Origin of the sequence: Bacillus sp. JJ1503, assembly GCF_036965125.1 — a bacterium.
Taxonomy (GTDB): Bacteria; Bacillota; Bacilli; order Bacillales; family Cytobacillaceae; genus Cytobacillus.
This window is the reverse complement of sequence record NZ_JBALOZ010000015.1, coordinates 1-12,032: the sequence shown is the minus strand read 5'-3', so window position 1 is coordinate 12,032 and position 12,032 is coordinate 1. Positions and strand designations below refer to the sequence as shown.

12 protein-coding genes and 1 pseudogene are annotated in these 12,032 nt (G+C 36.3%); 5 read left to right on the top strand and 8 right to left on the bottom strand.

The window, feature by feature from the left end:
• Nucleotides 1-78 precede the first annotated feature (78 nt).
• From V7149_RS02085 to V7149_RS02070, 4 genes and pseudogenes are all read left to right on the top strand, one after another.
• On the top strand, nt 79-285 hold the full coding sequence (locus V7149_RS02085; RefSeq protein ID WP_335344007.1) for a hypothetical protein: 207 nt from the start codon (nt 79-81) through the stop codon (nt 283-285).
• Between the two features lie 97 nt (nt 286-382).
• Nucleotides 383-1,594 (top strand): serine hydrolase domain-containing protein, encoded by a 1,212-nt coding sequence (locus V7149_RS02080; protein WP_335344006.1) that lies wholly within the window; start codon nt 383-385, stop codon nt 1,592-1,594.
• Nucleotides 1,595-1,688: 94 nt separating this feature from the next.
• The gene (locus V7149_RS02075; protein WP_335344005.1) at nt 1,689-2,441 is read left to right on the top strand and encodes a CPBP family intramembrane glutamic endopeptidase; all 753 of its coding nucleotides are present in this window, start codon (nt 1,689-1,691) and stop codon (nt 2,439-2,441) included.
• A gap of 3 nt (nt 2,442-2,444) precedes the next feature.
• Nucleotides 2,445-2,647 (top strand): annotated as a pseudogene (locus V7149_RS02070) (cytochrome O ubiquinol oxidase); the annotation flags it as partial.
• Nucleotides 2,648-2,796: 149 nt separating this feature from the next.
• On the opposite strand, the gene V7149_RS02065 reads toward V7149_RS02070, so the two are convergent.
• From V7149_RS02065 to V7149_RS02030, 8 genes are all read right to left on the bottom strand, one after another.
• A complete protein-coding gene (locus V7149_RS02065; protein ID WP_335344004.1) occupies nt 2,797-3,345 on the bottom strand; it encodes a hypothetical protein in 549 nt (182 codons plus the stop codon).
• A 98-nt stretch (nt 3,346-3,443) separates the two neighbouring features.
• Complete coding sequence (locus V7149_RS02060; RefSeq protein WP_335344003.1) at nt 3,444-4,151, bottom strand: DNA alkylation repair protein; 708 nt, start codon at nt 4,149-4,151, stop codon at nt 3,444-3,446.
• Between the two features lie 185 nt (nt 4,152-4,336).
• On the bottom strand, nt 4,337-4,579 hold the full coding sequence (locus V7149_RS02055) for a penicillin-binding protein (RefSeq protein WP_335344002.1): 243 nt from the start codon (nt 4,577-4,579) through the stop codon (nt 4,337-4,339).
• A 310-nt stretch (nt 4,580-4,889) separates the two neighbouring features.
• Complete coding sequence (locus tag V7149_RS02050; RefSeq protein WP_335344001.1) at nt 4,890-7,493, bottom strand: ABC transporter permease; 2,604 nt, start codon at nt 7,491-7,493, stop codon at nt 4,890-4,892.
• Nucleotides 7,490-8,173 carry an ABC transporter ATP-binding protein gene (locus V7149_RS02045; protein WP_335344000.1) on the bottom strand — a complete coding sequence of 228 codons (684 nt, stop codon included), beginning with the start codon at nt 8,171-8,173 and terminating at the stop codon, nt 7,490-7,492. Before V7149_RS02045 ends, V7149_RS02050 begins: the two co-directional genes overlap by 4 nt.
• 193 nt (nt 8,174-8,366) lie before the next feature.
• Entirely contained in the window at nt 8,367-9,368 is a 1,002-nt protein-coding gene (locus V7149_RS02040; RefSeq protein WP_335344008.1) for a sensor histidine kinase, read from the bottom strand.
• Nucleotide 9,369: 1 nt separating this feature from the next.
• The gene (locus V7149_RS02035) at nt 9,370-10,050 is read right to left on the bottom strand and encodes a response regulator transcription factor (RefSeq protein ID WP_335343999.1); all 681 of its coding nucleotides are present in this window, start codon (nt 10,048-10,050) and stop codon (nt 9,370-9,372) included.
• 458 nt (nt 10,051-10,508) lie between these two features.
• The gene (locus V7149_RS02030) at nt 10,509-11,228 is read right to left on the bottom strand and encodes a YebC/PmpR family DNA-binding transcriptional regulator (RefSeq protein ID WP_335343998.1); all 720 of its coding nucleotides are present in this window, start codon (nt 11,226-11,228) and stop codon (nt 10,509-10,511) included.
• Between the two features lie 227 nt (nt 11,229-11,455).
• Here V7149_RS02030 and V7149_RS02025 point away from each other — a divergent pair, with 227 nt between their 5' ends.
• Nucleotides 11,456-11,863: a GNAT family N-acetyltransferase gene (locus V7149_RS02025; RefSeq protein WP_335343997.1), complete on the top strand. Its 408-nt coding sequence runs from the start codon at nt 11,456-11,458 to the stop codon at nt 11,861-11,863.
• Nucleotides 11,864-12,032: the final 169 nt, after the last annotated feature.

The window sequence follows — 12,032 nt, the reverse complement described above, 5'->3', positions numbered from 1 at the left end:
TTTATTCGCTCATATATTATATCAATGTATAAGGGGCACCAATCGCGAAAGTAGTATAGACAAATTGGGGGTATAAAATTGAATAACCAGGAAGAGTATTCTAAAGGCACTGCCAAAAACAGGAATGATATAAATATAAATAACAACTTTAGTCTATCTATTAATTTCGGTGATTCACTAAACTTATTTGCCTTAATTATAGGTTTCTTTATCATTAAAGGGATATCTAAACAATACAAAGTAAACAGGAAATTGCATAAAGAGAGTAAAGAAAAGAATGATTAATGGAGAACAGAAAAATCTGTTCTTTTAGCCATTTTCTCACTTAATGAATTAATAATAACTTTCCAGTCGCATTATTTTTAGAAATTAAGGAGGTAAAATGAAGAAAAAAACTACCAAGCTATTACTTAGTTTCTTAATAATTCTCTTGATCTGTTCAGTTCTTCTTGTATTGGTTTCCTCATTAATATTTTCCCCACAATATGTTTTTAGGACGATAGTAAATGGAAATTCAGATGTAATGGATTACAAAGTATTTCCTGAGCGGATTATTCAAAAAAGCTCTCAGCCCTATCATTACAAATACAACCTGGATGCATCTCTAAAAGTCATGCCAATAGACTATACATATAAAGGAAAAGGCAGAACAAAACCATTGAATACCATACTGGAGGAGACTAATACCACGTCTTTTATTATTGTCTACAATGACAAAGTAGTGCTAGAAGAATATAACAACGGATATGGTCAGGAAACGGTTAATACATCATTCTCAATGGCTAAGTCAATCGATTCGTTGTTAATTGGAATGGCGATTGAAGATGGTTATATTAAAAGTGTAAAACAGTCCATTGCTGATTATATAATTGAGTTCAAAGGAACAAATATGGAGAGGATTACAATTGAAGATTTACTTTTGATGCGTTCAAACATCAGCTATGAGGAAGGGAATATCTGGTTTGGAGATGATGCTAAAACGTATTATATGCCTGATTTACGTAATTTAGCGTTGACTCATAAAAATCTGACGTCAAAATACCAAGGTAAATTTCATTATAATAATTATCATCCTTTATTACTGGGCATTATTCTGGAGCGAAGTACGGGTAAACATGTATCGGAATACTTCGAAAAGGAATTTTGGAATAAAATCGGAGCTGAAAGTGATGCCTCATGGAGTCTAGATAGTAGAGAATCAGGTTTTGAAAAAATGGAAAGCGGTATTAATTTCAAAGCAATAGATTTTATAAAGATAGGCAGCATGTTAATTAATGGTGGTACGTGGAATGGGCAGCATATACTAAATGAAAAATGGATAAAACTATCTACACTTAGCGAATTCCCTTTAAATAATGGTGAATATAAAGGCTCATTCTTAGAAAATAGTAATATAGGATATAAATACATGTGGTATAGTACACCGAATCATAATGGTAGTTTAGACTTTTTTGCAATGGGAAAGTATGGACAGTGCCTATATATGTCTCCGGAAAATAATATTGTTATTTTACGAACGGGTAAATCGCCGGGAAATATAGATAGCTGGCCGGACATTTTTAAAGAAATATCAATAAAAATAGGTAAAGAATAGAAAATCAAATTTAAGTTGATAATGAAAAGTTTGTTATCCACAAAGTAAATAGGGTTGATAAATATACTAATGATTAAAAGTGTGGAGGAAACTCGTGGTATTTAGATTTTTAGGATTCGTATTCCTTTGGCGTACAATCATCTTTACTGTCACACAAAAGAACGACATATTATGGGCTATTTCTGCCTTGTGCTCAATTATTTTAATGCACTTTATATCCAAATGGCTAAGGTTAGGCGGTCTGTCTCAATTAGGGCTACAAGTGAAAAATGGATGGTTGCGTTATTTTCTTTTTGGTTGCTTAATAGGAATACTCTATCAAACACTTCGATTCAGCGTAATGTACAGCACAGGTACAATTAGAATACAATATCTATCTGTAGATACGAATGCACTCATTCTTTCGACTATTATTTTATTGATTTCAACAGCATATATCGGTTTTGCTGAAGAAATAGTATTCCGTGGTTATCTTGTAGGCATGTTACCTCATTCATCCATGTCCGTTGTATTCATTAGTGCAGTTTTATTTACTCTGGCGCATTTGATTGATGGAAATTTCGATATTTCTAGAATAGGCTTTCTTTTCTTTGCAGGATTGTTTTTTGCTATTTGTTATGTCGTGACTCAATCCTTATGGTTTGTGGCAGGAATTCATTGGTTTTGGGATTTTTCATGGTTTTACCTCGGTGCCGATGGCGGAGCCTCAAGTTCTAAAATAGTCGATGTAGCGATTAATAACGACATGTCGCCTTATTATGAATGGATGGATGTCCTAATGGTTCTTTGCTTGCTTTTACTTGTGCTATTTTTAACGAGAAAGTCCTTTTTATTACAAAAGACTTGAAAAATTGTATTTTTAATCGTATTTGTGGAAACGGGAATTGTGATTTTCCCTTTCTTACCGGGTGGGTGATTCTTTACTGTTTGCATGTGGTGCTCTTGCCGCGATGGGGGTAACTTAACATTTTTTTACTATTCATTATCTATTTTTTCGCAGTGGTAATTGGGGATATTGTAAATTATCATATCGGTAGTAAAGCAGGGACAGCCACAGCTTCAACTGCAACTTGCACATCATGTGGAACTGTGCTGCCGTACTCCTACTGCCCCTATAACTTTTCCGTCTTGGACAGAGGAATTCCTCCACCAAGAACGGAAAGTGTAAATTTTTTTAATAACCGTGCTTGGTTGGAAAGAGCTTAAAGTGTAATTTTGAATATTTTTCCTTTCCTCATAAATAACTGATTATCACTACTACTCGTATATTCTCCAATTTCTGTACCTAAACGACAATACATTGAAAATACCTTTTGATGACTTGATTTTACATATATTGTTTTAAAATTTTTTGATTTATAATACGGCATAATGATATCTCTAAACCATATTTGGCCATTCCCTCTACCTTCTTGAGATATATGAAAATAGTTAAATATCAAGACATCTTTATCATTTTTACTTATAGATATAGGCTCTTTAAAAAAGACTTTATAATCGATAATTCCGCTAGTAACAAGAGCAATTCCTAAATAATTTTTATCTTCCATCATTACATGGAAATCCATTTTCATATTCTTATTTTTTCTGACATTCTCAATTAATTGACAGCAGTGATATACTTCATTATAGTCATCCCATTCATTTTCCGCTTTAAGCAATAAATTTTGTATGATCGGAGTAAGATACTTACTATCAAATTGGGTTGCAACCCCAAAATTAATATCATTTATTTTATGAATAACCTCCATAGAATCTCCCCTCTCTATAAAAATATTTTAGCTCAGTAACTTCTACAAAAAAGAGCGTCAATCCTTCTTGGATCAACACCCCGATGCAAAGCAAATTATTAACATCTTACATATTTTCGTTTGAAACCAAGCTTCCCTCTATCAATTTCTTTTTGAATACTTTCATATGCGTTTAGGAAGCTGCTTTTTTTATTGTCACGTTTGACCTCTACTATACCTACGTCCTTTGCGGTCTCGACTGCCTTTTCATGAAGCGGCAAATAGGAAATCCCCACGGTATATAGAAAATTATTCATAGCGGATTTCGTGCGTTCTGGCGAATCATGAATGGTATTTTTTACATTATCAAGCATATTGGAAATCTTACTTTCGGAAAACTCATAGTCTTTGCGATTTCCTAAAAGCCAGCAGTAGCAGCTCCAGCCCGCTGACATTCTCAGCTCATCACCGCTTGCAATCCACTTATCAGCAACGTCTTGTGCAATATCTGACTCAGATAAAGTGACTGCCACTACATAATCGGACAACATATAAAAATACGATGCATCTATCCAACGATCAAAATCTGACTCAGTCATGGCTTTTGGGTCTGCAATAATACCTGCAAAGTACATGGCATCATAGTTACCTGTCGCAAAAAGCTCTTCAGCTAAATGTTGATTTATTTTTATTTTCTTTGAGATTGGTTTCATAGCACCTGTAGCCACGCCAAAAACCGGCTCGTGAGCACCATTGGATATGTATATTTTTTTAGTTCGTTCCTTCCCAAGGGCTTCTAGCTCTTGCATAACTGTTTCAAAATCCATAGTTTTGCACTCCCTTTCTTCATCTTAATACCCATTTCATCGTAACCAACTAGTTTATATTCTTTTTCACGTCTTTCATACTTCTCAATTTTATCATTAATCGTATTCAAGTATACTGCTCATTTACATCAATTATAAAGGGTGCTATTCCTTCTTGAAGGAAAGCACCCGTCAGCCCCACTAATTTAGTTTTTTTCAATAAGAAGCGCTTGAATATCACGGCAATCTACAAAAATAGTTAAAGTGATTGTTTGACCCTCTTCTTCTTCTACACCTTCAAACTCGGCGCAGCAATTATTGTTGTCAAAGTTTTTAAAAGTTATATCTTCCAGCCTTACACCGCCTACAATGATGTCTACATCTGTGTTTTCTTCCAACATACTTAGTTGATCGCATATACATTTATCACATTTATTTCTAATCCCCATAGAAAAATTCACCTCTTTCATCACGAAAAATACTTGCATTTCAACATATGAAAGGAAGCATCTAATGGATTGGACAAAAAGGATCGAAAGCCTTTTTTAACCTAGGGATAAATTTATTGCTTAAAAAGTTTTTACTTTCTTCCACTGACCCCCCCAAGTTTAAGTACAAATCTTCACAATTACTTTTGCCCCGTCAATTGCGATATTACTTTAACTACCTTTGAGGCGGATTTTCTGTACGAAGGGGCGTTTTAAACCTTTTATAACTACCTTCATGGTCAACTGTCTATGCAGATGGGCGTTTAAACCTTTAAATACTCTCCTGCTTCAAAGCATCAATAATATTCTCTCTTTTCACTTTCGCACTGGAATATAGCATGGCGGCGCCAACAATTATAAATACAGCGGCGATGACGAAAATAATATCGATCCAAGGAAGCGTGAATTTAAAGCTGAAGCTGTTCATTAACGATTGATGAATGAGGTACATGACAACCACACTAATTGGCAGGCCATAAAGCAATGACTTGATTCCATAAAAAATGCTTTCATAATTAATCATTTTATTAAAGCCCTTTGGTGTCATTCCGACTGATTTCAGCATCGCAAATTCACGTTTTCGAAGGGAAATGCTCGTTGAAATTGTATTAAATATATTTGCGATTGAAATCGCCGTTATTAAAACAATAAAACCGTAAGTAAAGACGGACATAATCATGATCGTTTGTTCTTCCTGCTGTCTTCCTAAATAAATATTGAAGACATACATATAGCTCTCTTTCAATTCTTCAATTTTCTCTTGTGTTTCCATTGGATCTGAGCTTTTTAGAAACAGAGCAGTCTGTATATCCATCACATTATTTTCGCCTACAATCTTTTCCATCACATCTTCAGAAACGATCAAATTCAGTCCACCAGGCCCAGCAGGCATAACGCCCATTGGATGCTGACCTGTCAGTCCGGCAACAACAACTTGATTTAAATATTCTTCTTTTCCTGTTAACGTATCCATATAGTTCAGCTCAATGACATCGCCAATTTCCTTATAAACGGCCTTCATCTCCACAAACTTTTCCGCTTCATTGTCCTCGTATGGAATGGTATCAATGACAATTGCTGCAAATTGATCTTGATTCAATAACTTTTCATACTCCACACCAGCCGTTTGTGCATAGGAGCGAAGATTTTCTTCATCTAAAGATATTAAATTGATATAGTATGGATACTTTCCATCCTTTAATATACTTTTATCGTTTTTGACACTGTCCTTCAGTATATCCGTAATAGATGTTTCTTCTATCCAAGAATTCACATTTCTTATTTTCCTCGTAAAATTAGATTCTGTCACATTGTCCAGATTTGCAAACGATTGTATTAGCTTTACATCATCAGCAGACTCCTTTGAGTTCAATGACACTTGTAGATCATAATTTATACCATCCTGCGATAGAACGAGAGATTTCTTTAAATGATCAGTAAAAAATGAAACAGCTAAAAATAGTACAATGCTGATAATAAGTGAAAAGACGGTTGCCTTGTATCTTCGTTTATTCCTTTTTAAATTCTTTAGCCCTATTTCTGCTTCAAACCCAAATAGCTTGCGAATGAGCTTTGATGTTTTCACAGCCTTGCCAGTCAGTTTGACGTCTGAAGTTTGCCGAATGGCATCAATAGCAGAAATTTTCGAGGCTCTAATCGCCGGAATATACGTTGAAATAAAGATCGTCAAAATGGATACACCACAGGCAATGAAGATCGTCATTGGTGTAAGGGTCACTTCTAATTTCTGAGTAACTCCTAATGCCCCTTGAATAATGGAATTAATGAACAAAAAGGTTATGCTAAGCCCAGCAAGACCTCCTAATATTCCGATTGGGATGCTAATTACACCTATTACAAAGCCCTCAAAAAATACCGAATTCCTCTTCTGCCTTTTCGTTGCTCCAACACTCGACAGCATGCCTAAATGTCGGGAACGTTCTGAGACTGAAATAGCAAATGCATTATAGATGAGTGAAACAGAGCCAACGATAATAACTGTCATAATGACGGCCGATAAAGAAAAAAGCGTAGCATTTAAGTTGTCATTATTCGTTACCCCGTAATAGCGCAATAAATTATTATTAAAATAAACCTTGTTAATCTTGTTGTTTTCAGCGAATTCTTCACCATGAGCATATAAAGAGCGATTTACCTTTTTTAAAATGACCGCCGCATCTGTCTTATCCTCTGCACCTATTTTACTATCTTCTATATAGGTGATAATTGTATATCCTGGTGACCATGTTGGCTCCCATTCAGGCCTCTTCATAATGCCAACAACTGTATAGTTTTCTGTTTTCTTTTCTTCTAATGTTTCAATTATTTTTCCGTTCTCTGTTTGTAATGGATCGGTTTGAGATAGGACTAGTAAGCCTTCCTGATTAGTTATTTGCCTTTCCCCAGCTTGAAGCTTTATTTGATCTCCCAGCTTGTATTCAACCCGAGCATTATTCACAATTTCTTCTGAAAGAACAACCTCATTTTCTGCTTTTGGCAGCTTTCCCCTGCTTAACTCAATAGGGAAATTTTGCAGCCCTTCAGAATTATATGCTTTTATAAATAAATATGGTTTATTTTCATTTTGGCTCCCTGCCAAATAGGCATAGCCAAGATCCTTTGTTAAGATGACTTTTTTTGAATCTTCATCACTTTTTATCGCCTCTAGCTGTTCCTTATTTACGTCCTTATAAAGAACATGCCATTCTCCCTCATTTGCGATTGTCTGTCTTTTCATTAAATCTAAAAAGGAGATACCTAGCGTTGTCACGGCCATAATTATCGCGACAGAAATGATAACACCTATAATCGTAACTAAAGTTCTTCTCTTGTTTTGCTTTAAATGTCTAATTGTTAACTTATTGACAATATTCATGGTCGAATCACCTCGTCCTTGGCGATCCTTCCATCCTCTATAGAAATGACCCGGTCAGCCTGCAAAGCGATTCGTTCATCATGAGTAATAACAATCAAAGTCTGATTAAAGGTTTTATTAAACATCTTTAACAGATCAATAATTTCCCCGCTGTTCTTACTATCAAGATTGCCAGTCGGTTCATCTGCCAGCATAATGGCTGGATTGCTTATAAGCGCTCTGCCAATAGAAACCCTTTGCTGCTGCCCGCCTGATAGCTGATTCGGCAAATGGTTTAAACGATTTTGCAAGTTTAAAATTTTTACGAGCTCATCAAACTGCTTTTTATCAACCTTATGTTCATCTAGAAGCAACGGCAAAGTTATATTTTCTTCAACCGTTAGAACTGGGATTAGATTATAGAATTGATAGATCAGCCCTATTTGCCTGCGTCTGAAAATGGCAAGCTGTGTTTCATTAAGCTGATAAATATCAGTATTGTCCACTAGCGCTCTTCCACTCGTTGGTCTATCCACGCCTCCAAGCATATGAAGCAGTGTTGATTTTCCTGAACCTGATGGACCGATAATGGCTACAAACTCACCTTTTTCGACTGAGAAAGAAACATCATCAAGTGCTTTAACCGCCGTTTCCCCTTTGCCATAAATTTTAGACAGATTTTCTATTTTCAAAATTCCCATTGTAAACCCTCCATTATGTAACTGATGAGTTCATTTTATCTGTCTAAAATGACTATGGAGTGACTTTCAAGTGACAATTTAGTCACTTTGCGAAATGGCTTTATTAATGAATTTTGTTGGCGATCATACTCATGTTTTCGTCCCGAATAAAACCGGTTCGCAAGCATGGCATAATAATCACGAATATAGCCTCCTAAATTACTTGCTTGTAAAACTTTATCGTAAACTGTGTCCCTTTCTCTTTCTCACTTTTCACATCGATTGCACCGTTTTGAGTCGCGACAATGCTATGGGCCATAGCTAAACCAATCCCAACGCTGTCCTCCCCCGCATTTTTTCCTTTGTAAAAACGTTTAAAAATATAAGGCAGATCCGCTTTCGGAATCCCCTTGCCATTATCAGCAATGACAATCTCAGTAAATAAAGCATTCTCGGAAAAAGAGATGAAAATCGTGCCTCCATTTGGCGTATGCTCGATACAATTTTTCAAAATATTAATGAGTGCCTCTGCTGTCCAATTAAGGTCACCACAAAACGAAACATTTTTCTCGCCCTTTATCGAAAGAGTCTGTTCCTTAATATCCATTGGAATAAGCATAGGCTCTAGTGCTTTTTCTATTAGTTTTTCTACTAAGATCTGATCTTTTTTGAATTGAACAGTTCCGGCATCAATTTTTGATAGTTTCAATAAGGATGAAACGAGCCATTCTATTCTTTCAAGCTGTGTTTGGATATTGCGCGTGAATTCTGTTCTTTTTTCAATAGGAAGCTTCGGTTCACTTAATAAATCGGCCATCATAACCATGGAGGTAAGCGGCGTTTTTAGCTGATGGGAAATATCTGATATCGCATTCATTAAACGGATTTTATCCTGCTCTAATAAAGTTCCCTGGGAGGATAACATAAGCGTCACTTTATAAATATTGTTTTTTAGAATACTCAGCTCGCCTTCACGATTATCGCGAACATCTAGTGAATAATCGCCTCCGCTAATTTGCCGTAAATAACCGGATAGCTTTTCGATTTCTCGGTATCTCCAGCCTGTGAACCATAAGCTGACTCCCACTAGCAAAACAGAGGTTACGAAAACAAGAATTACGGCTGCAAAGGAGATAAAAGAGGCTGCGACAATGGCGGCAATGCTAATAGAGCACAATGTAAGTATAAGTACTTTCACTTCATTATTCCGAAGCAAGCTAATCACCAACCTTATATCCCAAGCCGCGTACTGTCTTAATAATCGTTGGATGTTGCGGCTGATCCTCAAGCTTCTCCCGCAATCTTTTAATATAAACCGTTAAAGTATTATCATTCACAAAGTCCCCTGCCACATCCCAAATCTGTTCTAATAACTGATTTCTTGTTAACACTTGTCCGATATGATTGAAAAAGATGAGCAGCAGACGATATTCTAATGCTGTCAAAACAACCTCATTCCCATTTTTATAAACCTTTCCTTCAAGTGTATTAATTTTGATGTTTCCCAGCTCAAGACTAGCTGTCGTGGATTGTTTATTGTACCTTCTTAGCACAGATTTCATCCTGGAAAGAAGCTCGCGAATACGAAAAGGCTTCGTTATGTAATCATCCGCTCCCATATCTAATCCCATTACGACATTCACTTCATCATCAATCGCTGTGAGAAAAATGACAGGAACATCGCTCCGCTCCTTCACTAGCTTGCACAATTCATACCCGCTACCATCTGGGAGAGATAAATCAAACAAGCATAAATGGATCTGATTTAATTCTTTTGTGATCACTTCTTTGGCAACTGCGGCATTGTGACAAATAATGGGGGAATAATTTTCTTGCTGAAGTGAATATTCAAGTCCCGATGCAATCGTCTTATCATCTTCTACGAGTAAAATTTTCATTCAGATGATCATCCTTACTCTAAAAAATTTGGAATCTATGTGATGCCTTACTATCATCATAAAGGCTAATAACCATTTAGTAAAATAAGGGAAACAAGGGGATTTCGAGTAGTATATTTACTTTTAAAGGCAAAAAGGAGGAACTTACGGCAATAAGAGGACTGCTCTTTTACCACTAAAGGCAAAAGCGGGGGCTGACGGGCAATGGAAAGGCAGCTCTTTTACCACAAATAGCAAAATTGGATGATTACGGGCAATGAAAGGACTCCTCTTTTACCACAAAAGAAAAAATACGGGGGCTGACGGGCAATAGAAGCGCTGCTCTTTTACCACAATTAGCAAAAGAGAGATTTGGCGGGTAATGAAAAAGTAGTTCTTCATTAAGTGTAAAGAGAATCCTTGTAGAAATAAAAAATAGAGCATTGTCATTAAACAACGCTCCATTTCGGTTACTCATTTTACTCACCAAAGTCCACATTGTGATACACTTGCTGCACATCATCTAAATCTTCAAGGGCATCAATCATTTTTTCAAATTTTGCTTGTGCATCTTCTGGCAATGGAATTTCGTTTTGGGCAAGCATCGTAATTTCTGCAACTGTAAATTCATTTACACCTGCATTTTTAAATGCTTCCTGCACGGCATGAAATTGATCTGGTTCCGCATAGACGATAACAGCCTCGTCTTCTTCTAAAATATCTCGTGCATCTACATCTGCTTCCATAAGGATTTCAAGCACTTCATCGGCTGATTTTCCTTCAAGGCCAATAACAGCAGTAGCATCAAACATATAAGCTACTGATCCGCTTACTCCCATATTTCCACCGTTTTTCCCGAATGCCGCACGCACATCTGATGCTGTACGATTCACGTTATTTGTCAGCGCATCAACGATGACCATTGAGCCGTTAGGACCGAAGCCCTCGTAGCGAAGCTCGTCATAGTTCTCGTCTGAACCGCCCTTAGCTTTGTCGATCGCACGGTCAATAATATGTTTTGGAACATTGTATGTTTTAGCTCTTTCCAATACAAACTTTAATGCCTGATTGGCTTCCGGGTCTGGCTCGCCTTGTCTGGCAGCAACGTAAATTTCGACTCCGAATTTAGCATATATACGGCTAGTATTTGCATCTTTTGATGCCTTTTTATCTTTAATATTATTCCATTTACGGCCCATATTGACCACTCTCTTTCTACTTTAAATCTACATAAAAAATATTAATACGAAATAGGTTATTTTTTCAATACTTTTTCTTTCCAATTTGGCAAATGCTACTTGTTTTCAGCATATATTATACCTCATATAATTTGTTTTTTTCGAGTATTTATGAGTAACTTACATATTAAAGGAATTCTAAATGAAATAGGGAATTATTTTTATATCAATGAATGAGGGGGATAAATATGGGGGAAAAATCCATTAATTATACAACTGAAGTTCCTACTCCTGACCGACTTTATCAGCTCTACCAGCTTGAAGGCTGGAATGACTTCTTGAAATTGCCGAAGGAGCTTTTACATAGGGCTATGGTTCAAAGCTGGTCAGTTATTAGTGCTTATGATAGAGAACAGCTAATCGGTACCGGAAGAATCATTTCGGACGGACTTATAAACGGATATATTTGTGGGGTCATCGTCCACCCTGACTATCGAAGCCAAGGAATAGGGGGAGAAATTGTCAAAAGGCTTGTAGAAAAGGGTAGAGCCTCAAATTTGCATATACAATTATTAAGCGAAGAAAAGAAAGCTCCCTATTACGAAAAGCTAGGATTTGAAGTTTTTACAGTTGGAATGAAATATAGCAGAGAATAATTAGATTTTGATTTAGAAACAGTTTTTAAGGACATGCTTTCGTGGGTTTTCCCTTTTTTGGAAAAAACATCTCGACTTAAGTGCGGAAACCTGGGCAAAAGTACTCCTGAAAACAGAGGTTAAATAGTCTGAATTTTCCTATTTACAATCCCTAAAGTCTGCGTTATGA

Coding starts and splice junctions, on each gene's coding strand:
- V7149_RS02080 (WP_335344006.1), top strand. CDS start 383: ATGAAGAAAAAAACTACCAAGCTATTACTTAGTTTCTTAATAATTCTC.
- V7149_RS02065 (WP_335344004.1), bottom strand. CDS start 3,345: ATGGAGGTTATTCATAAAATAAATGATATTAATTTTGGGGTTGCAACC.
- V7149_RS02060 (WP_335344003.1), bottom strand. CDS start 4,151: ATGGATTTTGAAACAGTTATGCAAGAGCTAGAAGCCCTTGGGAAGGAA.
- V7149_RS02055 (WP_335344002.1), bottom strand. CDS start 4,579: ATGGGGATTAGAAATAAATGTGATAAATGTATATGCGATCAACTAAGT.
- V7149_RS02050 (WP_335344001.1), bottom strand. CDS start 7,493: ATGAATATTGTCAATAAGTTAACAATTAGACATTTAAAGCAAAACAAG.
- V7149_RS02045 (WP_335344000.1), bottom strand. CDS start 8,173: ATGGGAATTTTGAAAATAGAAAATCTGTCTAAAATTTATGGCAAAGGG.
- V7149_RS02035 (WP_335343999.1), bottom strand. CDS start 10,050: ATGAAAATTTTACTCGTAGAAGATGATAAGACGATTGCATCGGGACTT.
- V7149_RS02030 (WP_335343998.1), bottom strand. CDS start 11,228: ATGGGCCGTAAATGGAATAATATTAAAGATAAAAAGGCATCAAAAGAT.
- V7149_RS02025 (WP_335343997.1), top strand. CDS start 11,456: ATGGGGGAAAAATCCATTAATTATACAACTGAAGTTCCTACTCCTGAC.